Below are 23,681 nucleotides of genomic sequence, written 5' to 3' on the forward strand. Positions count from 1 at the left end.
CCGGTGGCATCCACCATGAATCGGCGTCAGGGATCAGCCCTCGGCCCGGGAGGCCTTCTCCGCCCCGGCATCCTTGGTGGCCACCGAGCTTGGCAGCGTCATCGGGATCAGGTCGCCTGGCACCCGCGGCTCCGAATCGCGGCGGACCACCGCGTTACTGAAGAACTCATAGACCAGTTCCGAGACACCCTCGATACCCGACGCCCGGCCGGCCTCTCCCATCACCACTCCGCGCAGCATCCAGCGCGGACCCTCGGCAAACCAGGTGCGCGAGATGTGCACCACCCTGTTGCCCTTGGGGTCGGTCATGGGGATGACCCGCCGCACCTCGGTGCCGAAGGGCCCCTCGGCGAGGGTTGCCTTGCCGCCCGCCTTCTCAGTGGCAGCGATCATCTCATTGCGGATGTCTCCCACCATCGACGTGTGGGCCGGTGCAGCGAACAGGGCGACCTCGATTGCCGATGCGCCGGCCATCACCAGCGCTGCCTGCACCTTCTTGGTGCGCTGATCGACCTGCAGCTGCATCTGCATGCCCTCGAAAGGGGTCAGCACCACACAACCGAAATCGAGGCGCTCGATATCGTCGGCATCCAGATCGACCTCGGTGAGATCGAAGGGCCCGTCCTCACGCCAGTCACGGCTGGCATCGAGTGCCGCCCACTCGTCGATTTCTTCCTCGGCGTCATCGGACTCATCGCCGTCGGCAGCGGACGCGCCGGCCTCCGATTCCTCGGCGGCTGCGTCGTCGTGCGCCTCAGCGTCGTCCTCGAGCTCGTCGAGAGTCTCCTCATCGACAGCCGACTCGTCGTCCTGGTCAGCGTCGTTACGCTTCTTGCGGCCAAAGATCACGTTATGTCCCCTTTTAGAAATCGGTTCAAGACTAACCGGCTGCGGGCGCCGAACCTGAATCGTCCCGCCAGGCCGTGACTCCGCCGGTCGAGCCATGGCCATCGGCACCGCGCTCGCTGGTCGGCAATTCGTCGACCGGTTCGAAGTGGACGCGCAGCACCTGCTGGACGACCAGCTGAGCGATCAGGTCTCCGCGGTGCAGTTCGATCGGTGTTCTCTGGTCGGTGTTGAGCAGGCAGACCTTGATCTCCCCGCGGTAGCCGGCGTCTACGGTGCCCGGCGCATTGACGATCGTCAACCCGCTGCGAGCAGCAAGTCCCGAGCGAGGATGCACGAAACCCGCGTAGCCGTCCGGCAATGCGATCGAGACGCCGGTCGGCACCAGGACGCGCTGCCCCGGCTCGATCACCACGTCGACCGCGGTGGCCAGATCCGCTCCTGCATCGCCGGCGCGGGCGTAGGCGGGCAAAGGCAGCCCATCGTCGATCATCCGGATTGGGACTACCAGCTCAGCTCCGCTCACCTGTGCAAGGTTAGTTCACGGTGCCGAGCCCAGCGGTGGCCTAGGATGTCAGATGTGAGCGATGCAGCAGATAAGAGCAACCCGACCTCGGGCATTGAGTTCAAGATCATCGCGGGGGCTTTGGGTGCCGTCGCGACGTTCGCCGTCCAGAAGCTCATTCGGAGCGGTTGGAAGCAGATCACCGGCCAGGAGCCGCCTGACCCCAACGACCCCGACGCCTCAGCTGTGGCAGCCATCGCCTGGGTGGCTGCGAGCGCGGTCGGTGTTTCGGTCGCCCAGGTAGTCACCCGACGGTTCGCCGCCAAGCGGTACCGCAGCCTCGGGCACTGAACGCCAGGTTTCGATCGTCAGAAGCCGAACTGCCCGACCCGTCAACCGTGAAGTTGACCGGCCGGGCAGTTCGGCTTTTTCAGAGCGCGGCCGGTCCGACCGCGTTGAATAGGTCGAATAGAGGTGGAGAGAACTAGACGCAGTCGACGCAGTAGTCGAGCCCGCCGCGGGTCTCGGCAAGCTGACTGCGATGCTTCACCAGGAAGCACGACGCGCAGGTGAACTCATCGGCCTGACGCGGCAGTACGCGGACGGTTAGTTCCTCATGGGAAAGGTCGGCGCCGGGCAACTCGAAGGCTTCAGCAGCCTCCACCTCGTCCTCGTCGACCTGGCCGGACTGTTTGTCATTGCGGCGGCTCTTGAGCTCTTCGAGTGAGTCCTCACTCATCTCCTCATCGGACTTACGAGGAGCGTCGTAGTCAGTAGCCATTGTGCCCTTCCGGAATGTGATGCATTCTTACTTGTCCTGCACGGCCAGCCATGTGGCTGTCGATGCATGTTGTACCATACCGGCACAAATTACCGAACCTGCCCCCAATCCCCAGACATCCAAGGCGGCGCGGCAGACGCACGTGCATTGGGCTTGAGGGGTAGGTTTACCTGGCAAGGATAGGGCGCGTTCGCGCGTCCAACAAGCAGCTCGACATCAGGGAGACCGGCGAATGGAAAGCGCACTGACGCCGCGCGAGATTCAGGCCCGGATTCGAGGCGGGGAATCTCTCGAGGAGGTCGCGCAGGCTGCGGGCGTTTCCGTCGAGCAGATCGATGCCTATGCGGGCCCGGTGCTCGCCGAACGGGAACATGCTGCCACCTTGGCACGTACTTCGCAGGTGCGCAGGCACCGCGAATCGGGTGTTCAGCGGTTGCTCGGCGAAGTCGTGGCCGACGCATTGGCCGCCGAGGGGGTCGCCCCGGAGGAGATCCGCTGGGATTCCTGGCGCGACGAGAACCGCCGCTGGACGGTCCAGGTGAGCTGGCCGAGCAATGGCGAGCAGCAACACGCCGACTTCGATTTCGATCAGCGCGGTCGCTACTCGACGGCGAAAGATGCCGGCGCCAAGAAACTCATCGGTGAGCGTCCGCCCCAGGCGAAGCGTCCCGGAACCCCCAATCCCGACGCCGAGCCGACCGTTGATCTGCACGACGAATTGGCGATCGTGCGGGTTGTTCAAGACAACGCCGAACCCCCGGCCGTGTTGCCGGATGTCCCGGCGGCACGCATCATCAAGCTTCCCGGACGCGACCAGGACAACATCGACGACGAGCCCGACGACTACGTCGATCCCGAACTGGAGCAGTTCGACGGCGTCTACGACATCGTGTCGAATCCGCGTTCGGATATGGACGTGCTCTATGACATGCTGTCGGGCTTCAATGAGGACTCCGTGCGGATCTATACCGGACTCACCCAGCCGGTGAGCCCGCCGCCCGACCCTGAGCCCGAGGCGCAGCCGCGCTCAGCCCAGCGGCCGAGGCCGAGCGATCCCCGATCCCGGCGACGTGGCCGGACTGCCTCCGTGGCGGGTGAGCCCATCGAGGTCGCCCCAGCCGCCGATCAGCCGGCCGAACCTGACAAGCAACCCACCGATGCCGAGACGGCTCAGTCCGCAGCCACCCCGCCGGAGTCGGCAGCCGCACCGGATTCCCGGGCCGGCGCCCACCCCAAAGCGGCAACGCCGCGGGCCAAGGCGACCCACAAGCCGGCCACGCCGAGACCGAAGCCGGCCCAGGCGGCCGCACATGCCGAGCAGGCATCGGCCGAGCCCGAACAGGACGCCTTGGTGAGCGGCCCCGAGGAGCAGACAACTCCCAAACCGCGCAAGCGACGCAAGCGCGCGTCAGTGCCCACCTGGGACGAGATCATGTTCGGCGCTCCGCCGCCATCGGATCCGTCCAACTGACCGCCGACCTGCGGAGGCGCCGTCCGCCCCTGACCCGGACGGCGGCCTCAGTCGGCGGTGAGCTGATCGATCAGCAGTGGGACGCGCATTTCCTCGGGTGTGAGTGAACCGTGCTGGCCCACCAGTGTCAGCTCGCCGGGCCGGGTCAGCGTCATGATTGCCCAGTCCCCCAGCAACGCCACCAGAACGTCCCCGATACGGTCCCGCATGCGGTCATCGACGGTCCCGAACCAGCCCTCGTCGATTGCTTCGTCACGGGTGCGGACGATGGCCCGCTCCCCCAGCCAGCGTCGCCATCGCGTGGCGACTTCGTCCGGACGATCGCAGTAGAGCTGGCGCAACCGTCCCTCTCCCCCGATCAGGTCCAGTCCGTTGGTTAACACCGGCGTGTCCTCGATGACGATCTGGTGGTTGCTCGGCACATCGACCATGCCGTGATCACCGGTGACGATCAGGCAGGTCTGGGGATCGAGCGCGCTGCGCAGCTGCTCGATCCAGGCATCGATCTCATCGAGGGTCTGATTCCATGCCTCCGACAGGCACCCCATGCCGTGACCAGCATGATCGAGCCGGCGCTCATAGGCATAGACGAACGACCGTTCTCCCACCCTCGAGGCCGCCACGATCTGTTCGATGCGCAGGCTGGTGTCGTTCTCGTCGATCAAACCAATGAAGCGAGAGCCCCGCAGCGCGGCCTGTGTCAGACCCGAGTCCTCGAACTTGGCCAACGACACCGTGCTGACGGCTATCTGCGGATGAGCCTCCAGCTTCTCGAACCAGGTGGGTTGCGGCTGAAAAGTGAGTGGATCGAGCCGGTCGTCCCAGGTGAGAGCGTTGATGATCTCGCCCAGCGCACGAAACGAGTAGCCGACGATGCCGTGGCGTCCGGGAACCGTCCCGGTACCGATCGAGCTCAGCGAGGTGGCGGTCGTGGACGGTACGCCGCTGGTCAGCCCGATAGCTCCCTCGAGCAGACTGCCCAGATAGGGGGCCCGAAACCGCTGCCGGATCAGCAGATCGTGGCCCAGCCCGTCGACCATGACCATGACGTAACGCCGGGCCTGCGGTATGCCGAGCACGTCACGGCAGTCCTCGGCATTGCCCGGTAGCCCCGGCAGCCCCGCGAGGAGATGTGACGCGACGGCCGGCAAGACCTCCGTCAGAGTGGATCTGCCGTAGTCGGGAAGCTGAATGCGCGCCACCGTCAGTGCACCCGCTGCTGCAGGGCCGTGCCGAACTCGACCAGTCGCTGAACGTTCTCGGCGCCATCGGAGACCGGGCTCATCCGGATCACCATGTCCTCGGCCACATCCGATCCCTGGAAACCGTGATCGGCCGTGCACGATGGGTCGCCGCAGGTTGCCGGCTCCAGATCGATCCTGCGAACGGTGCTCCAACTGAGCGTCAACCAGGTCTCCACGGTCTGGGCGCCCGCGCTGCCGAAGTGCTCGGGCTGCGAGATGACCCGGGTGAGCGCGACCGCGCCGAGCAGCCGCAGCGGTACGGACTCGGTGGAACTGATGGCGGTGGCGTTGGCCGGATCATCGGTGTGTTCATCGGTGTGACAGACGATCAACCTGGTCGCGGTCAGCACGAGCACCGACAGATGACGGCCGATTCCCTCGGGAGCGAAGGTGGCCTCATGGTGGACGAGAAAGACATCCACGGGCTCCCTGCCGAGGGCCAGTGCAACCGAATCCGCGACCAGCTGGGGAAAGAACCCGCAGTCGTTGATCTGGGTCTGCAGCGGTTCCGGGAGCTGGCCGGGGCTGGTCTTCACTTCTCGCCTCACCCCATCATCTTGCCACTAGACGGCCATCCGCACGCTGGAGGTCCCACGCGACCGTCCGTGGTCGCTACGCTGGAGCCCATGGAGTCGCAACAGTTCGTCGGTACACGAATCGACGACTTCATCACCGACAGGGTCGCCCGCTTCCTGCGCAAGCGCGGATGGCGGGAGGCGATCATCCCGTTCACCGGCTACGGCAGCGCCGATCATGTGCGCGTGCTGGGACGCCTGGTGCTGCGTCCGGTCAGAGCCCGCAGCTACTTCGGGATGTACGCCGAGGCGTTCCTGCACCAGCGCGGCTGGCGCAACTTCATCAGCGCCCCGGTGCCGCGCCGGCCGGTGACCGTCAAGGTCGGCGACGAGGACCTCGAGCTGGTGACCGACCGCAGCGGCTACATCGACGTGACGGTCAAGGGCTCAGCGCTTGAGGGTGGCTGGCAGGAGGTCACGCTCAGTACCGCGGAGGCGCCGGACGCCACCGCTCCGGTGCAGGTCGTTGATTCAGCTCAGCAGTTCGGGCTGATCAGCGACATCGACGACACCATCTTGTCGACCTGGCTACCGCGTGCGCTGCTGGCCGCGTGGAACTCGTTCGTGCTCACCGAAGGCAACCGCCAGGCGGTGCCGGGCATGGCCCGCATGTACCAGAAGCTGCTCGCCGAGCATCCGGGAGCTCCGATCGTCTACGTGTCGACGGGGGCGTGGAACACCATGCCGTTCCTCAGCCGGTTCATGAAGCGGCATGGGTTTCCCGATGGTCCGATGCTGCTGACAGATTTCGGTCCGACTCAGACGGGCTGGTTTCGCAACGGTGCCAACCACAAGCGCCGTGCGCTTGCCGAGCTGGCTCGGGATTTCCCGCACATCAAGTGGGTGCTGGTCGGCGATGACGGCCAGCACGATCCGGCGATCTACCGCGAGTTCGCGGAGCTGCGGCCCGAGCATGTGGAGTTGATCGCGATCCGGCGGCTTTCGTCCACCGAGCAGATCCTGGCGCACGGCACCGCGACGGTGCTGCGCGATTCGGCTGACCTCGAATGGGAGCCCTCCGCGGTCACGCAGGTCTCCGGGGTCGACGGAGACGATCTCGCTCCGCAGGTGTGGCGGGCGATCGAATCCGACCAGTCCGACTAGGGTGTGCATGTCGCACAGGGAAAGCTAGCAGGAGAAGTCGTCGCTACATGGCAACCAAGACCCCGGACGATGTCGAAGAATTCGAAGAGCGCATCATCGACATCGATGTCTCATCCGAGATGGAGACCAGCTACCTCGAGTATGCCTATTCGGTCATCTATGCCCGGGCGCTCCCGGACGCCCGGGACGGCCTGAAGCCGGTTCAGCGCCGCATTCTTTACACCATGTATGACATGGGGCTGCGTCCGGACAAGCCACATGTCAAGTGTGCGCGGGTTGTCGGCCAGGTCATGGGTCTGCTCCATCCGCACGGCGACACGGCGATCTACGATGCCTTGGTGCGGCTCGGCCAGGACTGGTCGATGCGGCTGCCGACGATCGACGGGCACGGCAACTTCGGTTCGCTGGACGCCGGCCCGGCGGCCTACCGGTACACCGAATGCCGTCTGGCACCCGCTGCCATGGCGATGGTCTCCGATATCGAATCCGACACCGTGGATTTCCGGCCGAACTACGACGGCAAAGAACTCGAACCGTCCGTCTTGCCGGCCGCCTTCCCGAATCTGCTGGTCAACGGCGCATCCGGCATCGCGGTCGGGATGGCCACCAACCTGGCCCCGCACAATCTGATCGAGGTCGTCGGCGCGCTGAAGCATCTGCTGGCTCACCCCGATGCCGATCTGGACGCACTGATGCGTTACATTCCGGGGCCGGACTTCCCGACCGGCGGGACCATCATCGGACTGGACGGGGTGCGCGACGCCTATGCGTCGGGACGCGGCTCGTTCAAGTTGCGTGCGGCCTGCCGGATCGACCAGGTCAGTCCCCGCCGCAAAGGCATCGTGGTCACGTCGCTGCCTTATGGGGTCGGCCCGGAAAAGATCATGGAACAGATCAAGGATCTGGTCACCCGCAAGAAGCTCTCCGGCATCGCCGACGTCAAGGATCTCACTGATCTGAAGCATGGCACCCGGCTGGTCATCGAGATCAAGAACGGCATCAACCCGGATGCGCTGCTCGCGCAGCTGTACAAGCTGACCAAGCTCGAAGACACCTTCGCCATCAACGCGGTGGCTCTGGTCGATGGGCAACCTCGGACGATGTCGCTGATCGAGATGCTGCAGGTCTATCTGGATCACCGAATCGAGGTGGTCCTGCGACGGACCCGGCATCGGCTCGGCAAAGCCACCGACCGGCTGCATCTGGTCGAGGGCATGCTGCTCGCCCTGCTCGACATCGACGATGTGATCGCGATCATCCGGAGCTCGGAAGATGTGGCGGAAGCCCGCACCCGGCTGATGGAGGCCTTCGAGCTGACAGAGGTCCAGGCGAATTACATCCTCGATCTGCAGCTTCGCAGGCTGACCAAGCTGAGCCGGATCGAACTTGAATCCGAGCGCGACGAGTTGACGGCCGAGATCGCCCGGCTGAATGAGATCCTCGACAACGAATCAGTGCTGCACGGGCTGGTCAGCGGAGAGCTCGATGACGTTGTGAAGAAGTTCGGGACACCGCGTCGCACCGTGCTGCTGGCCGATTCCGGTGTGGCGGCGAGCAGTGCTGCGGCACCACTGGAAATCCCCGATGATCCCTGCTGGGTGATGCTGAGCTCGGCCGGACTGGTGGCGCGACTCGACGTGGCGGAGGCCCCGGCGAGGCCCGAAGGTCCCCGTACCCGCCACGATTGCGTGGTGGCGGCAATCCAGGCGACCACGCATGCCGAATACGGAGTGCTGACCTCACACGGCCGGTTGATCAAGGCGAAGGCGATCGAGTTGCCTTCGGTGCCCCCGACCGCAACCTCGCCGAATCTGCAGGGCGGCACGCGCATCTCCGATCTGGTGCACCTCGACAAGGACGAGCGGGTGCTCGGGCTGACCTCGTTGAGCGATTCGTCGCTGGGATTGGCGCTGGGTACCAGATCGGGCGTGGTCAAACGGGTAAACCCCGAGATACTGGCCAGCAAGGATGACTGGACGGTCATCAATCTCGCTGACGGCGACGAGGTGGTCGGCGCGCTCGAACTGCACAGCGCCGACGATGAACTGGTCTTCATCACCTCGGACGCCCAACTGCTGCACTTCGCTGCCTCGCTCGTCCGCCCGCAAGGCCGGGCAGGCTCCGGCATGACCGGCATCAAGCTGGGGGCCGACGCCCAGGCCATCTGGTTCGGGGCAGTGCGTGCCGGCGCAGCGGTCGTGGTGACGGTCTCGGGCAGTTCGTCGTCGCTACCGGGAACCGAGACCGGCAGCGTGAAGGTGACCCCGTTCGCCGAATACCCACCGAAGGGCCGCGCGACCGGCGGTGTGCGCTGCCACCGGTTCTTGAAGGGTGAGGACACCCTTCTGCTGGGTTGGGCAGGGGCGGCTCCCGCGATTGCGGCGGCCGGATCGGGATCGCCGGTCGATCTGCCCCCGGCCACCGGACGCCGTGATGGGTCCGGGACTCCCGCGTCCCAGCCGATCGCTGCCGTAGCCAGCCGGGTTCTTGGTTCGTAGCTCGTAGGATGGCCGCGTGCCATTTGCTGATCTACTGACGGCCAATGCCGCCTATGCCGAGGGATTCGAACATCGCGATCTGGACGGCAGGCCCCGCGCCGGTCTGTGCCTGCTGACCTGCATGGATTGTCGGCTTGATCCACTGCCCATGGTCGGGCTGCAGGTCGGGGACGCGAAGGTTCTGCGCAGTCCGGGCGGTCATCTGGGGCCGGAGATGTTGGCCGGTTGTGTGCTGGCGGTGCATGCCCTGGGCGTCAATCGGATCATGATCATCGCACACACTCGCTGTGCGATGGCCGGGTCGGAGTCGGACCTGCGCGATCGCATCTCGGCCTCCAGCGGCATCAAGGACATCGACATCGTGTTCGGTGCGGACGCCGATCGGCTCGGCCGGTTGGCTGAAGACGTCGAGACACTGCGCAATCACGAGCTCATCGGGCGGTTCGCCGAGGTCGGTGGCTTCGATTACGACGTCGACAGCGGACGCCTGACCCAGCTCTACTGACTCGGATCTACTGACTCAGCTCTACTGACTCAGCCGCTTGGACTCGGGCCCTGGGTGCTCGGCGACCCGGGCGAGGGCTCAGCTGCGGGCCTGACGCGCGGCGACGATCGCGTCAAGCAGCCCATCGGCTGCCTCGCGTTTCGACCCACTCGCCGTGGCCACCAGTTCGCCGCCGACCGCCAGCACATACAGCGTGTTCTCGGTCGTCTCGAAACCCTCGGACCAACCCACTGCGTTCACCGCGAGCAGGTCTGCGCCCTTGCGGGCGAGCTTCTGGCGGCCGAGCGCGAGTAGTGCCTGCTGGTTCTCGGCGGTTTCTGCGGCGAATCCCACCACGAGTTGGCCGGGCCGGCGGCGGTGCACCAGGCCGGCGAGAATGTCGGGGTTCTCCGTCAGGGTGAGGGTCACCTGAGTGCCGGTGTCCTCCTTGCGCATCTTCGTGTCGCGCACGCCGGCGACGCGATAGTCCGACACCGCAGCGGCCATCACGATGACATCCGCGTCGTCGGCCTCGCGGTTCGCAGCCGCGTCCATCTCGGTGGCGGTTCCGGTGCGATCGATTCGCACGTTGGCACAGTCGGAGACCTCGGACAGGATTGCGTCTTCGATGTTGGCGGCGAGCAGGACGACATCGGCGCCCCGAGCCGCAGCGGCGGCGGCCAGGGCGACACCTTGGCGTCCACTGGAGCGGTTGCCGATGAACCGGACCGGATCGATCGGCTCACGTGTGCCACCGGCGCTGACAAGCAGCTTCACTCCCGCCAGATCGCCGCTGGTGAGGCTCGTCCGTGCGAGAATCTCGAATGCGCGGGTGACGATCTCGTCCGGCTCGCTCATGCGGCCCGGCCCGGAGTCGGTGCCGGTGAGTCGTCCGTCGTTGGGACCGACGAACTCGATACCGCGGGTACGCAGGGTCGCGATGTTGGCCTGAGTTGCCGGGTGCAGCCACATCTGGGTGTGCATCGCCGGCGCTACCAGCACGGGTGCCTCGGTGGCCAGCAGTGTGGTGCCGAGCAGGTTGTCCGCGATGCCAGCGGCCATTCGCGCCAGGGTATTGGCCGTTGCGGGCGCCACTATGATCAAATCGGCGTGCTGGCCCAGCGCGACATGCCGCACCTCGGCCACATTCTCATGAACCGACGCGGTCACCGGATGACGACTGATGGCCTCCCAGGTCGGCTTCCCCACGAAGTGCAGCGCATCCTCGGTGGGCACCACCTGCACGTCGTGTCCTGCCTCGACGAGCAGGCGCGCAACCATGACTGCTTTGTATGCGGCGATTCCACCGGACACTCCCAGCACGATGTTCATGGCCTCCATCCTCCCATCCGGCCGAGCGTCTAGACTGCACACCCATGTGTACGGTCATCATCCATGTTCCCGAATGCGCCGAACATGCGACTCGGATGCTTGCCGTGCGCGACGAAGATCCGACCCGTCCGTGGGATGCACCCGGGCCCTGGTGGCCGGACGAGTATCCCGAGGTGATCGGAGTCCGGGACCGCCGGGCGAACGGAGCCTGGCTGGCCGAGGATTCCCCCGCCGGTCGGCTGGCCGTCATTCTCAACCGCGATGTGCTGTCGGTGCCCGACGGATCCCTCGAGTCGAGGGGTGGCATCGTCCTTGCCTCGGTCTCGGGAGAATCGCTGCCGCAGCGTCCCCGCACCGCCGGCTTCAACCTGGTCGAAGTGGCGGGACCGCGGGCGTGGGTCACCATCTGGGATGGGCTGCGGCTGCGCCGCCAGCAGCTTGAGCCGGGCGTCCACATGATCTCGCACGACGAGGTGGACGATCCCCGCACGGCCCGCATTGTCCGCTGGCTGCCTGACTACCGCGAGATCACCCAGCGGCAGGGTCCCGAGATGGCCTTCGAGCAGTGGGCTCACCAGTGGGTCGCGGTGCTGTCCGCAAGCTCGGCGCTGGGGCCCTTCGACGATCGGGCGATCATTCGTGACAATCATCCACACGGGTATCCGACGATGTCACTCCTGGTTTGCGTCGCCGAAATCCGTGCTGAGCGCGTGCAACTCGCCTCGGCTGTGCTTCCCGAGCCAGGCGTGTGGGCCGAGGCACCTTTCGTCCTCGCCTGAGGGAGCCACAAGCACGGCAGGTAGTATCGTGCGGGACCCCGACGAAGGAAGTACATGAGCGAACCGATCAGCAGTAACCCGACGAGCGTGCAAAAGCCTCCCGCGGACGGCTATCTGAATGAACCGGAGAGCATCAGCGCCTGGCTGATCCGACTGGTCAAAGGCATCCTGGTGGGGATCGGCTTCATCCTGCCCGGGTTATCCGGCGGCGTGCTGGCGGTCATCTTCCGCGTGTACGACCCGATCATCCGATTCTTGGCCAAGCCGTTCCATCGCTTCGGCAAGAACGTGCTCTACTTCATCCCGATCGGCATCGGCGCGGTCATCGGCATTGTGCTCTTCTCGGTTGTCGTGGACGCCGCGTTCGGCCGTTTCGCGGCGCAGTTCATCTGCTTGTTCATCGGCTTCGTGGTGGGGACCTTCCCGTCGCTCTATCGCACGGCCGGCAGGCAGGGCCGGACGACCACACACTGGATCATCCTGGCAGTCGCTGCCGTCGTGATCTTCGCGATCATGCTGATCGGCGGTCAGTCGATGATCAATGTCACCCCGAACTGGCTGGTCTGGCTGGGGTCGGGAGCGCTGATCGGCCTGGGTGTCATCGTGCCGGGCATGAGCCCGTCGAACTTCCTGATCTACTTCGGCCTCTACGACAAGATGGCCGCCGGCATCAAGGACTTCGACTTCGCTGTCATCGTTCCCCTGACGCTGGGGTTGATTGTCTGCGTTCTGGTCTTCGCCAAGGCTGCCGCGTGGGCATTCGATCACTACTACGCGGGCATGTACCACTTCATTCTCGGCATGGTCATCGGATCATCGCTGGCGATTTTCCCGACCGTGGTCTTCCCCACGTTCACGGCATCCGGGTTGGCGGAGGCCAACCTGAGCCTGCCGGTGGCGCTCATCTTCGCCATCGTCATGTTCATTGTCGGGACGATCGCATCGTGGCTGTTCAGCAAGCTCGAGGACAAGGTCGCGATTCAGCGCGAGGCGATTGAAGCAGCCGCGAGCTGACACCGATCCAACCGCCGCGATCTGGGGATAGCTCGATGCCTGGCGCGACATGTAGCGCTTCATTCGGGGATCGCGGTCGCGCCTGGGAGGTGCGCAGTCATCGCCTCTGCGACAGCCAGCACCGCCGCCGACGCCTCGGGGGCGGGCGCTAGCGGCGGTGCCTCAGCTGCGCTCCTGGGGGACTGAGCAGCGGAATGACTAGCACTGTCAGTTTCAGTCACCGCTTCATGGGGCGTCAAGGCTTTTTCCCGATCTGTGGATAACTTGTCAACTAAAGTAGATTCCTACGGCCCGCGCGGGCCGTTATCCGCGGGTGGCGGCGCTCGAAGAAGCGTCTCTGGGATGTTTCCCGCTAGACTGGCCGCCGCAGGCAAGGGGCGTTAGCTCAGCAGGTTAGAGCAGAGGACTCATAATCCTTGGGTCGCGGGTTCGAGCCCCGCACGCCCTACCAGTGAAGCGGGTAGTCAGATGATGCTTATCTGCTTCCCTCCTTCCTCTGTGATGGTTGGTTTTGCTAACGATTTGCCAACGGCCAGCCGGATGCTGCCGATTTGACGCCCGGTCAGGCTCCCCAGACCGCCTTGGCGAACACCTCGACTGCACGGTCATCGTCCTTGGGGATCGCGTCGGCGTAGACGTTCAAAGTGACGCTCGGGTCCTTGTGACCCTGGCGCTTGCTGACGATGTGGACAGGGATGCCTTCACGCAGCAGTGTGGTCGCGTGGGTGTGCCGAGTCCCGTGCAACGTCATCCGAGGCAGACTCGTGCCCTTCTGGGCTGCCAGGAACGCCTTGGCGAAGTAATCGGGGAACACTCGGGCCCCATTCTCCCAGGCGAAGACCAACCCGTCGGTGTCTTCATAGGCCGGCCCCCATTCGAGCCGCTCGGAGGCCTGCTGCTGGCGCCATGCCTTCAGCGCTGCCGCCGTCTTCGGGTCGAGTGCAACAGTCCGGTTCTCATGGTTCTTGGTGTCAGTCGTCACGATCTGCTGCCCGAACTGGGTGGCTGAGCGCTCCACGGTGATCAGACCGGCCTCGGGTCGACGTGGGCCCAAGTGAGCCCGCGCACAGCTCGCCGCGCCTCATGCCAACGGCCAAGGCGACGAGCCACACGATGCCCCGGCGGGTCTGCTCGGTTGCGCCGAGGAATGCCCGCTGGTACTCACCGCCGATCGTCGACTTCAGAGAGATGTCGATCTTGTGGCGGTAGAAGTGGGCCGAGGACGCCTTGAAATCGACGCTCTGAGCCGTATCCGTTTGACCAGGCGGCCCTTCGTCTCGGGGCACTGAACCTGTGAAAGTCAGGCCATACTCCGCACAATGGTGGAGTCCTTGCTCCTCCGCAATCTGGAGACCTCGGGGAACTAAATCATCTGATGCGTATTACCCAAAGTACGTATGTACCGCTTGACCGAATTCGTCTTGCCGAAATCTGACACTGGTCGATGTCTAGGATCTTGGTAACTAGGTGCTTCACATCCATTGACTTCATATCCAGCGCATCGCTTATGGGTCCTAGCCTGGCGATCAACCGTCCGCCATTCGCATTGCTGCTCAACGTCACGATGCCCGACGCCGCGGCAGCCAGTATGTACTCGTCCTGCTCAGCTTGAGCGTATTCGATCGTCAGTCTCCCGGCTAGCGCTTGCCGGGCCCGATAGGCACACGCACGGAAGAATCCCGCTGGTAAGCCGGACATTTCGCACTCATCGTCTGTACCCGGCACTGTGGTACTTGGCCAAGTAGAAGGGTCTGCAGCATCAAGGATGACATCTTTAAGGTCATCCACACCGAGATCACGCGAGAACTGGCCGAGTAGATCACTGGCCCGCGCGTCGGCGAGCGCCTCTATGAAGGAGAGATCGGCTACATACTCCAGCGGCACTTCTGTCGTGGAGATTTGTTCCCAGCGATCAATCGCCTCGGACGGCACTTGCCACCGGCGAGCGAGCCACGCTTTGGATAGGCCTAGACCCTCTCGTACCGTGCAGAGTTCCGCGCCGTTCATATGGTTGCTCCCGTTCTCTTAGTCGATGACCCGGCACAGTAGGCATAGACCTTCAATCAACAGATCGACTTAACGTCCGCGCCTATCTGCACTCTAGCTGCTTGGGCGTGTCGCGATGGCAGTCACAACGTTTCTGCACAGACGGGTTGACTAACTCGCACATCCTGCCATACACAAGCCGACGGCGAATCATTAAGATTTTGACAGTTCGCTAGACAAGTCTTGCCGGCGGTGCTACGTTAAAGTCACCTCCCCAGGTCGTAAGCAACGTAGCGAACGGAAAGGACATTTTTGTGCCAAAACTCGTCACGGGAACCGTCGAGTCATGGGATTCAGATCGCGGATGTGGCGTGATCATGATGGACGGTAATATTCCAGTCTGGTCTCACTATTCAACCATTCGCGGTGTAACCGGATTCGCCAACCTTACCCCCGGGGAACAGGTCGCTATGACCCTAATATCACGGGATCCTCTGGCGAAGAACACAGAGGCTCCCGGATTCGCGTGGATCACAGCCGATGTTTATCCGATAGATAGAACCAAGGATGACTCTTATGATTAGACACCTGCCCAAAGCACTCCTGACTTCCACAGGTGGGCGTGTTTCGTGATTGTTTGTGCTTGTCAGGGGCTCGCGGTTGGTGCTTTTCGGGCACTAACGGGCGGTTAGAATCGGGCTTGTGAGCCCGTATCTGCGGAAAGTGAAGACCCGGTCGGGTGCGACCGCGGTGCAGATCGTGGAGACCAAGCACGGCCAGCGAGTGATCGTGGAGCATCTGGGGTCGGCCCATACCGACGCCGAGCTCGCGGCGTTGATGCGGGCCGGCCACGACAAGCTTCACGCCGGCCAGCCCGCCTTGGAGTTGGGTATCGATCCCCACGGTGCGCCGGTGGGTGCGGTCGCGGTAGTCGCCGGGACACGATCGAAACTCCTGATGGATGCGATCCGGGCCTCCTGGGGCCGGCTCGGGTTCACCGTGATCGATGACGAGGCGTTCTTCCAGCTGGTCGCAGCCCGGCTCGTCGAGCCGACCTCGAAACGCGACAGCATCCGGGTGATCAACCAACTCGGCATGCACGCGTTCCACGAGAACACCTACTACGCCGCGCTGCGTCGTTGCATGGCTGGTGACTACCGCGAACAGATCGCGAAGGCCTGCTTCACCCACGTGTGGACCGACGCTGGCGGGGACATCTCCTTGCTGCTCTACGACGTCACCACGCTGTATTTCGAGGCCGAGAACGAAGACGATCTTCGCAAAGTCGGCTTCAGTAAAGAGCGTCGTGTCGATCCGCAGATCGTCGTCGGGCTGCTCGTTGACCGGAGCGGGTTCCCGTTAGAGATCGCCTGCTATGAGGGTAACAAGGCCGAGACTGCCACGATCATCCCGATCGTCAAAGCGTTCCAAGACCGTCACCAGATCACCGACATGGTCGTGGTCGCCGACGCCGGCATGTTGTCCGCGACCAACCTGCAAGCCCTCGACGATGCCGGGCTCCGGTTCATCGTCGGGTCCCGGGTCACGAAAGCACCCCACGATCTGGCCAAGCATTTCTGCTGGCACGGTGACCACTTCACCGACGCCCAGATCATCGACACGATCACGATGCGCCGCACCAAACCCGACCCGGCCAGGCTCGACACCTGCGACGAGCCGGTGTGGAACCCCCAAGACCATCCGCTAGCGTGGCGGGCGGTGTGGCAATACTCCCGCAAACGGGCCGTCCGGGATCAACACACCCTGACCGCGCAGCAGAACCGGGCCCAAGCGATCATCGATGGCCTCCACCCGCCCCGTAAGGCCAGATTCTTGAAGACCAGCGGGGCCACGCTCACCCTTGATCACACCAGCCTGGACCGGGCACGCCGACTCACCGGCCTGAAAGGCTACGTCACCAACATCACCGTCGACACCATGCCCGCCGACCAGGTGATCTCGGCCTACCACGAACTGTGGCACGTCGAGCAATCCTTCCGGATGTCCAAAACGACCTCGCTGCCAGACCGATCTTCCACCACACCCGCGACGCGATCGAAGCCCACCTGACCATCGTGTTCACCGCGCTCGCGATCGCCCGCGACCTACAGGCCCGCACCGGCTGGAGCATCAAACGCATCATCCAAACCCTCCAACCGCTACGCCACGTCACCATCACCATCACCATCAACGGTCACCCGATCGAAGCCCAACCCGCCATCTCCGACAACACCCGAGAAATCCTCAACACCCTCGGGATTCCCGAGCACTAAACCTGTGGAAGTCAGGTCTGGCGAAGAACACAGAGGCTCCCGGATTCGCGTGGATCACAGCCGATGTTTATCCGATAGATAGAACCAAGGATGACTCTTATGATTAGACACCTGCCCAAAGCACTGGCAAGCCTCATAACGCTTGTTATTGTCCTATGCGCTGGGATCACACAGGCTTCTGCAGCGCCGCCCACACCGACTCCGGCACCACAAGGCACGTGGGTCTTCACCGCGAGCAAGCCCGAAATGAACGCGACTCACGCTATGGGAAAGTTCGGAGCGTCAGTTGATGTCGGTAGTAGTTCCAATACACTACGTTGGTATTTTCAGCTGTCCTCAGCGATGAGCGCCATGGCGGTAAGCCCAATGGACTGCAAGGCCACCCTCAACGGAAGACTCGGAAGCCCATACAGCGACTACCATCCCAACATCCCAGCTAGCTACTTGTGGCACTCATCAATTCCCGCGTTGTCTTATAACACAGAATATAAGCTGGAAGGAAATTGCCGATATAACGCATACACGGGAACCAGCTACGGAAACATGGTTGTCGCATGGGCATTTCGTTTCAAGATCGACCAGAACGCAAAGGCGGCGAGCATGGATCCACAAGATAGCACTCTTGATATCAACTCGACCCAGATCGAATTCATCGAGGTTTCCGATGCGTCCAGCGAGGACTCAGAAACGTCGCAAGTCTTTGAAGTCGTTCCTACGGCCAACCCATATATCCCCGGATACGATATAGTCGGAGTGCTCACTCTTTATTAGAGATATCTCCTCTAGTGAGATGCCGTCAGCAGTGATTTGTCGACGGCATCTCACCACGCTGTAGATCATTATTGTGTTTGGGCTCCTAGAGCATCACTCAACCAGCCTAGATGATGACATTGAGGGCATTGCGCAAGACAAGCTGGCGCAAGCTCGGCCTCCAACGCGCGGCGACGGCGCTGTCGAAGTATGACCCAGCGGACGTTCGTCCGACCTGCGGTCAGATCTCACTTGAGGAATTCAGGAAACTTCAGCGCCTAATTCGCCGTGCTACCAGGTCTGGTCGGCGCATCAACTAGAGACGATGTTTCACACTGATCGTCGACTACATCGCACAGACCATGTGCTAATCGCGAGAGTTCATACAGGCCCGAGTCTTCCTGAAGGTCCCGGCCAGCTTGGTCAACCTTGGTCTGGCGGTCGTCCCGAGGCGCGTACAGACCTAACACGTCGGATCGTGCGTGTCACTTACAGAACCACGCGACAACATCTCCGGCGGAGCACAGACGGCCATGTGCAACAACCCGGTCATGATCCTCTGATCGGCATCGAAGTGTGCCACGCTCACTTCCTCGCGGCGGAACGGTCGCTGAGCGCAAGTCCACTGGAGTCTCGATCACCTCCTTGTCAGGCAAGCGGAGCGCGGCGGTACCCACCCCTCGGTCGCATATCTACGCCAGCTTTCAGCATGCTGCGCCGCAGCGCGCTCCCAGACACACTCAACTGCTCAGCGATACGGGTAACCGGCATACCTGCTTCGTAAAGCTGTGCCGCTTCTGCAACCACACCGTCGGTCGCGGTCTGACGCCGCACCTCCACGCCCTCCTCGCGAAGCAACCTCAAGATCCCCGTCTTCGAGATCCCGTGCTCCGCACACAGCTGAGGCGTACTGACACCGTCCCGGTACTGCTGAGCCATCTCTTTGACCTCCTCTGAGGAGAAGCGCCGGCGCAGACGCCGAGGCTTCTCTGAGCGCGTTGGGCTCTCAGGCGCCACCACAGCCAAGATCTCGACAGACTGCGCCGCCAGCCATTTCAGTTGTTGGAGAGTTGGTTCCAGTAGCTCGCAATTGTTCGGATGTCTGTCTATATTGGGAGCCACAATGATCTTATTCGAACAAACGACCGAAAAGTCGTTTGTTTTCTTGGGTTTACCCGCTTTGTTCGTCTGTTGGTCTGAAGCCGCTACCTAGGCCGTCTTACTCGGACGACCGGCCGACGGAAGATGATCGGCGCATGCCGAGATCAACTCCCCCATTGAAGGCCGCCGATTCATCGAACCGTGGTCCGGGGAGACCACCAGCATGCGGATGGCCTGTTGCTGGATGCGATCACCCACGGTGCCGGCTCCGTTCATCGTTCCAGGACGCATCGTCTGTTGCCCGCTATCACACGAAGTGGCACGGTGTTGGCTATCCACAGCATCTGGCTTTGGCCCAGATGCGACGGTGGATAACTCAGCGGAGCCATTTCTGTCCTCAAGACTTGCTACATGGCTTACAGAGACCTTCCGGCGAACTGGACAGAGCTTCCCCTTGATGATCCCGTTCGCTGCGCCGACGTGGTGGATCTGTTGCTCGGTTTTCGCGATCGAGCACGGAATTCCCTCCTGCTACTGCCTCGCACGCAGGCCCATGTTCCGCTTCTTCCCCTAATGATCATCGAGGACGTCCCTTGGAACGAGAACGATGTCCAGCCGTTGCTGGGTATGTGGGGACATCTTGCCAACGCTTCCGAAGGTCCCCTGCTCATCTCCACCTCTCATCCCGGAGACGGCCAACCCGCACAGCATCGCGCCTGGTTGGACGATGCCGTGGCGGGATTGACGGGACTGGGAATCCCTGTTCTGGGAACCTTCACGGCCGCACGTGACGGCGTCTACCGCCACAGCTGCTGACCATCGAACGAAGATCGGATGCAGTGCCGCGAGGCACGACTCTTGCCGCCCAGATCCGCCACCGAACAGGTGATGCGTCTGCTCGCTTCCGGGGCAGACGCATCACCCAAACCCGCGGAATTCTCAGGGCGGCAGATTTGCGATCGCATAGTCGGCTTGCTCGGGAGTGAATTTCTCGCCGTACTCGGAAACCAGCTGATCCCAGATCGCAGACGGTGACATGGCCATGGTGTTCTGGTAGCTGATCGCGGCTGCCAGCGCCTCGGCATTCCAGTCGGCGTCCACGTTGTCGATGGCGTACTGGGCGGCCTCGGGCGAGAACTTCTCTCCGTACTCCGACGTGAGCTGATCGTAGAGACGGGCCTGGCTGAAGTTCATGGTCTTGATGTAGCTCTGGGCCTTTTTCAGCGCGGACTTGTACTCGGTGGGCACCGCAGGCTCGGTCTCGGCCGGCGGAGCCGCAGTGGTGGGCTCCGGCGCCGGCGCTGCGGTCGTTTCGGCGGCGATGGTCACGCTCGGCTGAGCCGCAGCATCCTGGGTCTGGTCATCGGCGGAACCGCCTCCGACAAGCCGACTCAGGATAAAGAATCCGAGAATGACGAACCCCACGATTGCCCAAGCCCGCTTGTACCAGGGCTTCTTCGGCGCGCTGGCGGGCTGGAAAGCCGGCTGACCGTACGGCGGCGGCTGCTGTCCCGCGGGCTGCTGGGGCGGCTGTCCCTGGTAGTAGGGCTGCTGCGGAGGCTGATTAGGGGGAAACTGCGACATGATGACTTCTCCTCACATTGGTTCTGGATCATGCGTGGAAGTCGAGGAGTCACCCCGGGTACTACGTCCTTGACTTCGTCTTCACGATTCGTGCCCACCTTTTCGGTGGGAGCTTCATGCTTGCCGCGACCACTGACAGTTTTCGGACACCGAGTACGACAATGCCCACTCCGCCCGATCGAGCCGGCATCCAACACCGCCAAATGCATCCACCTAGAGTCGATACATGAACGCTCAGATCACACTGCACAAGGGCGACATCACCACCGACGCCGAAGCCGACGCGATCGTCAATGCCGCCAACACGTCACTGCTCGGAGGCGGCGGTGTCGACGGCGCGATCCACCGTGCCGCTGGTCCCGAGCTCCTCGCCGAGTGCCGGACCCTGCACGGTTGCCGCACGGGTGACGCCAAGATCACCAAGGGTTATCGCTTGCCCGCCGCGCACGTGATTCACACCGTCGGCCCCATCTACCGCGACGGGCGCCACGGCGAGCCTGCGTTGCTGGCCAGCGCCTACCGCCGAAGCATCGAAGTGGCGGCCGAGAACGGCTGCGCCCGCGTTGCCTTTCCGGCCATCTCAGCAGGGGTCTATGGCTATCCCGCCGATGAGGCCGCGCGCATCGCCGTGTCCACCGTCGCGAAGGCGATGGCCGAGCATCCACAGGTCATCGAAGTCCGTTTCTGGTTGTTCAACGAACATCTGTATCGCGCCTTCGAGCAGGCCCTCCGCGAGTTGCACACGATGTCTTGACTGAGTCTTTGATCACTTCAGCATTTTTTGTCAGCACGGGTGGATACGCTTGAAACAGTTGGCAGGAGCACGAAGGAGTGACGGATGTCGGAGCCTGTGGCTATCACCGAGTACGTTGTGCGCACCATCGCCGAAACCGCAATCGACAATGAGAAGTACTTTTGCGACTTGGATTCGGTCGTCGGCGACGGAGATTTCGGGTATTCCCTGGCACGTGGCTTCGAGAAAGTCCTGGAACAGTGGGACGAATTCGACCGCAGCAGCGTGGCCACGTTCTTGCAGAAGGTCGCGATGGTGGTCACCAGCAGAGTCGGGGGCACCTCGGGCCCGATCTGGGGCACCGCGTTCCTGCGGGCGTCCATGGTGGCTCGCAAAGCCGAGACCTTCGACGGAGCCACGGTAGTCGCGATGCTGCGCTCGGCCGCCGAGGGCATCATGGCGCGCGGCGGGGCATCCCTGGGTGAAAAGACCCTGCTTGATGCGCTGGTTCCGATGACCGACACCCTCGAGCGGGAGCTCAACGACGGAGCTCCACTCGGTGATGTGCTGGACGCTACCGCCGCGAGCGCGGTCGAAGCGGCCGAAGCGACCAGCAAGCTCGAAGCCAAACGTGGGCGCGCGGCCTACACCGGCGAACGTTCAATCGGATCGGTCGACGCGGGAGCGACCGCGGTCGGAGTGCTCGCCACGGCCGTTGCCAAGAACTGGCCGGGACGCTGATCGTCCACTTCCATCACTAATTCCATAGCGAGAGGATCTCCAATGAAGAAGTTCGTCAACGATCCCAAGCAGTACGTTCCGGAAATGCTCACCGGCATCGCCCTGGCGAATCCGGGCACACTGAAGTATGTGCCCGAATATAACCTCATCATGCGTGCGGATGCCCCGAACAATGACAAGGTCACCATTATTCAGGGATCCGGTTCGGGCCATGAGCCCGCGCATGTCATGGTGGTTGGCCCTGGAATGCTCGACGGGGCTTGTCCGGGCGATGTTTTCGCTGCTCCGCCCATGGATTATGTCTACGAATCGGGCAAGCTGCTCGCCTCCGACAAGGGAATTCTCTTGCTGGTCAACAATTACACCGGTGACAAGATGGCCTTCGAGATGGCCGCCGAAATGCTCGAATCCGAGGGCTACAAGGTTGCCACCCTGTTCATCAACGACGATGTCGCAGTGAAGGATTCGACATTCACCGTCGGACGCCGGGGGGTCGCCGGTAACTTCTTTGTGATGAAGGCCTGCGGCGCGAAAGCCGAGCAGGGCGCCGATCTCGAAGAAGTCGTCCGGGTGGGCGAGAAGGTGAACTCGGTAACCCGATCCATGGGCATCGCACTCACCCCGTGCACTCCCCCGGCCAAAGGCGAACCACTGTTCCACCTGGCCGACGACGAGATGGAAGTCGGCGTCGGTATTCACGGCGAGCCCGGGCGACGCCGCGACAAGCTGGGCAGCGCCGACGAGATCGTCGACGAGTTGCTCGAAGCCATCGTCCCCGATCTGCCCTACAACGAGGGCGACGAAGTCGCATTGATGGTCAACGGCCTCGGCGGTACTCCCATCTCGGAGCTCTACCTGCTCTACGGCATCGCCCACCGCAAGCTCGCCGAGCGCGGGATCAAGGTCTGGCGCAGCTACGTCGGTGAGTACTGCACTTCGCTCGAGATGGCCGGAGCATCCATCACCTTGGTGAAACTCGACGACGAGATCAAAGAACTACTGAGCGCACCCGCAGAGATCGCAATTCGGGTCTTCTGAAAACCCTAATCACAACAGGAGGTTGCGATGACAGAAATGAAAGTGCATGTCCTGTCCACCGGAGTCATGGAGACTGATCTGACCTGGCTCCTTCTCAAGGGCGGAAAGACCATCCGCGACCGGTATCACAAGAACGATCCGGTGGTCTGGGGCGACTGCCCCACGCATGCAGTGCTGATCGAACATCCAGAAGGACGTGTGCTGTGGGACACCGGCGTGCCACGGGATTGGGAGACTCGCTGGGAGCCGACCGGTTTCCAGGATTTCTTCCCCGTCCGTGAACCGGTCGACGGGCCCGGCTACCTCGACACCGCACTGGCCGATCTCGACCTCGGCTTCGACGACATCGACATTCTGGTGCTGTCGCATCTGCACTTCGACCACGCGGCCAACGCGAAACTATTCAACCCGGCCAAGACGAAGATCCTTGCCAGCACGGCCGAGTTGGAGGGCGTGAAGTCGATCACCGGATACAGCCAGGGCGCGCACATCGTCTCCGACTACGACGGTCTGGCGATCGATGGAATCGCCGGCGATGACGAGATCCTGCCGGGCATCAGTGTGATCCAAACCCCCGGCCATACCTGGGGAACGATGTCGCTCAAGCTCGATCTCGAGAACGACGGGACGAAGATCTTCACCTCGGATGCGGTCTACCTGTCCGACAGCTGGGGCCCGCCTGCGGTCGGTGCCGCGATCGTCTGGAACAACCTCGCCTGGCTGGAGTCGGTGGACAAACTGCGCGGCATCGCCGATGCCACTGGCGCCGAGATGATCTTCGGCCACGACGCCGAGCAGAAGAAGACACTGAGATTCGCGCCCGCCGGGTACTACTCATAGAC

The 23,681-nt window shown here is 63.0% G+C and carries 21 protein-coding genes, 1 tRNA gene and 2 pseudogenes; 15 read left to right on the plus strand and 9 right to left on the minus strand.

Annotated elements, in window-relative coordinates; translation table 11 throughout:
* Positions 1-33: 33 nt before the first annotated feature.
* The gene (locus QUE25_RS01110) at positions 34-846 is read right to left on the minus strand and encodes a DUF3710 domain-containing protein (protein ID WP_286268458.1); all 813 of its coding nucleotides are present in this window, start codon (positions 844-846) and stop codon (positions 34-36) included.
* A 34-nt stretch (positions 847-880) separates the two neighbouring features.
* The gene (dut, locus tag QUE25_RS01115) at positions 881-1,339 is read right to left on the minus strand and encodes a dUTP diphosphatase (protein WP_286268459.1); all 459 of its coding nucleotides are present in this window, start codon (positions 1,337-1,339) and stop codon (positions 881-883) included.
* 87 nt (positions 1,340-1,426) lie between these two features.
* On the opposite strand from dut, the gene QUE25_RS01120 reads away from it, so the two are divergent.
* The gene (locus QUE25_RS01120) at positions 1,427-1,702 is read left to right on the plus strand and encodes a DUF4235 domain-containing protein (protein ID WP_286266762.1); all 276 of its coding nucleotides are present in this window, start codon (positions 1,427-1,429) and stop codon (positions 1,700-1,702) included.
* Between the two features lie 133 nt (positions 1,703-1,835).
* On the opposite strand, the gene QUE25_RS01125 is transcribed toward QUE25_RS01120, so the two are convergent.
* Positions 1,836-2,132 carry a DUF4193 domain-containing protein gene (locus QUE25_RS01125; protein WP_286024288.1) on the minus strand — a complete coding sequence of 99 codons (297 nt, stop codon included), beginning with the start codon at positions 2,130-2,132 and terminating at the stop codon, positions 1,836-1,838.
* Between the two features lie 190 nt (positions 2,133-2,322).
* Between QUE25_RS01125 and sepH the strand changes: the two are divergent.
* Positions 2,323-3,603 (plus strand): annotated as a pseudogene (gene sepH / locus QUE25_RS01130) (septation protein SepH); the annotation flags it as partial.
* A 47-nt stretch (positions 3,604-3,650) separates the two neighbouring features.
* On the opposite strand, the gene QUE25_RS01135 reads toward sepH, so the two are convergent.
* Both QUE25_RS01135 and QUE25_RS01140 read right to left on the minus strand, forming a co-directional pair.
* Positions 3,651-4,805 carry an alkaline phosphatase family protein gene (locus QUE25_RS01135; protein ID WP_286266771.1) on the minus strand — a complete coding sequence of 385 codons (1,155 nt, stop codon included), beginning with the start codon at positions 4,803-4,805 and terminating at the stop codon, positions 3,651-3,653.
* A 2-nt stretch (positions 4,806-4,807) separates the two neighbouring features.
* Entirely contained in the window at positions 4,808-5,395 is a 588-nt protein-coding gene (locus QUE25_RS01140; protein WP_286266774.1) for a DUF5998 family protein, read from the minus strand.
* Positions 5,396-5,473: 78 nt separating this feature from the next.
* On the opposite strand from QUE25_RS01140, the gene QUE25_RS01145 reads away from it, so the two are divergent.
* From QUE25_RS01145 to QUE25_RS01155, 3 genes are read left to right on the plus strand one after another with little or no spacing between them, the layout of a single operon-like run.
* Positions 5,474-6,526 carry an App1 family protein phosphatidate phosphatase gene (locus QUE25_RS01145; RefSeq protein ID WP_286266776.1) on the plus strand — a complete coding sequence of 351 codons (1,053 nt, stop codon included), beginning with the start codon at positions 5,474-5,476 and terminating at the stop codon, positions 6,524-6,526.
* A gap of 47 nt (positions 6,527-6,573) precedes the next feature.
* Complete coding sequence (locus tag QUE25_RS01150) at positions 6,574-9,024, plus strand: DNA gyrase/topoisomerase IV subunit A (protein ID WP_286266778.1); 2,451 nt, start codon at positions 6,574-6,576, stop codon at positions 9,022-9,024.
* Positions 9,025-9,040: 16 nt separating this feature from the next.
* Entirely contained in the window at positions 9,041-9,529 is a 489-nt protein-coding gene (locus QUE25_RS01155; protein ID WP_286266781.1) for a carbonic anhydrase, read from the plus strand.
* 78 nt (positions 9,530-9,607) lie between these two features.
* Here QUE25_RS01155 and coaBC read toward each other — a convergent pair whose 3' ends face one another.
* A complete protein-coding gene (coaBC, locus tag QUE25_RS01160) occupies positions 9,608-10,840 on the minus strand; it encodes a bifunctional phosphopantothenoylcysteine decarboxylase/phosphopantothenate--cysteine ligase CoaBC (RefSeq protein ID WP_286266783.1) in 1,233 nt (410 codons plus the stop codon).
* Between the two features lie 44 nt (positions 10,841-10,884).
* Here coaBC and QUE25_RS01165 point away from each other — a divergent pair, with 44 nt between their 5' ends.
* From QUE25_RS01165 to QUE25_RS01175, 3 genes are all read left to right on the plus strand, one after another.
* Positions 10,885-11,619, plus strand: a complete 735-nt coding sequence (locus QUE25_RS01165; protein WP_286266785.1) for an NRDE family protein — start codon at positions 10,885-10,887, stop codon at positions 11,617-11,619.
* Between the two features lie 54 nt (positions 11,620-11,673).
* A complete protein-coding gene (locus QUE25_RS01170; protein ID WP_286266787.1) occupies positions 11,674-12,633 on the plus strand; it encodes a DUF368 domain-containing protein in 960 nt (319 codons plus the stop codon).
* 374 nt (positions 12,634-13,007) lie between these two features.
* A tRNA-Ile gene (locus QUE25_RS01175) sits at positions 13,008-13,084 on the plus strand.
* Positions 13,085-13,195: 111 nt separating this feature from the next.
* Here the strand turns inward: QUE25_RS01175 and QUE25_RS01180 are convergent.
* Positions 13,196-13,651, minus strand: coding sequence for a tyrosine-type recombinase/integrase (locus QUE25_RS01180; protein WP_425332724.1), 456 nt, complete (start codon positions 13,649-13,651; stop codon positions 13,196-13,198).
* A gap of 350 nt (positions 13,652-14,001) precedes the next feature.
* Positions 14,002-14,640, minus strand: coding sequence for a hypothetical protein (locus QUE25_RS01185; protein WP_278951298.1), 639 nt, complete (start codon positions 14,638-14,640; stop codon positions 14,002-14,004).
* A gap of 681 nt (positions 14,641-15,321) precedes the next feature.
* Between QUE25_RS01185 and QUE25_RS01190 the strand changes: the two are divergent.
* From QUE25_RS01190 to QUE25_RS01200, 3 genes and pseudogenes are all read left to right on the plus strand, one after another.
* Positions 15,322-16,892 (plus strand): annotated as a pseudogene (locus QUE25_RS01190) (IS1634 family transposase).
* Positions 16,893-16,991: 99 nt separating this feature from the next.
* Positions 16,992-17,663 (plus strand): hypothetical protein, encoded by a 672-nt coding sequence (locus tag QUE25_RS01195; RefSeq protein ID WP_278951299.1) that lies wholly within the window; start codon positions 16,992-16,994, stop codon positions 17,661-17,663.
* A gap of 1,491 nt (positions 17,664-19,154) precedes the next feature.
* Positions 19,155-19,559 (plus strand): hypothetical protein, encoded by a 405-nt coding sequence (locus QUE25_RS01200; RefSeq protein WP_286266793.1) that lies wholly within the window; start codon positions 19,155-19,157, stop codon positions 19,557-19,559.
* Between the two features lie 123 nt (positions 19,560-19,682).
* On the opposite strand, the gene QUE25_RS01205 is transcribed toward QUE25_RS01200, so the two are convergent.
* Positions 19,683-20,327, minus strand: coding sequence for an Ltp family lipoprotein (locus QUE25_RS01205; RefSeq protein WP_278951305.1), 645 nt, complete (start codon positions 20,325-20,327; stop codon positions 19,683-19,685).
* A gap of 226 nt (positions 20,328-20,553) precedes the next feature.
* Here QUE25_RS01205 and QUE25_RS01210 point away from each other — a divergent pair, with 226 nt between their 5' ends.
* The 4 genes from QUE25_RS01210 (at position 20,554) to QUE25_RS01225 (ending at position 23,679) form a co-directional block, all read left to right on the plus strand.
* Positions 20,554-21,081 carry an O-acetyl-ADP-ribose deacetylase gene (locus QUE25_RS01210; RefSeq protein ID WP_286266795.1) on the plus strand — a complete coding sequence of 176 codons (528 nt, stop codon included), beginning with the start codon at positions 20,554-20,556 and terminating at the stop codon, positions 21,079-21,081.
* Between the two features lie 84 nt (positions 21,082-21,165).
* Positions 21,166-21,801, plus strand: coding sequence for a dihydroxyacetone kinase subunit DhaL (dhaL, locus tag QUE25_RS01215; RefSeq protein WP_286266797.1), 636 nt, complete (start codon positions 21,166-21,168; stop codon positions 21,799-21,801).
* Positions 21,802-21,843: 42 nt separating this feature from the next.
* Positions 21,844-22,839, plus strand: a complete 996-nt coding sequence (gene dhaK / locus QUE25_RS01220; protein WP_286266800.1) for a dihydroxyacetone kinase subunit DhaK — start codon at positions 21,844-21,846, stop codon at positions 22,837-22,839.
* Positions 22,840-22,866: 27 nt separating this feature from the next.
* Complete coding sequence (locus QUE25_RS01225) at positions 22,867-23,679, plus strand: N-acyl homoserine lactonase family protein (RefSeq protein ID WP_286266802.1); 813 nt, start codon at positions 22,867-22,869, stop codon at positions 23,677-23,679.
* Positions 23,680-23,681 lie beyond the last annotated feature (2 nt).

This window comes from Brooklawnia propionicigenes, assembly GCF_030297015.1.
Classification (GTDB): Bacteria; Actinomycetota; Actinomycetes; order Propionibacteriales; family Propionibacteriaceae; genus Brooklawnia; species Brooklawnia propionicigenes.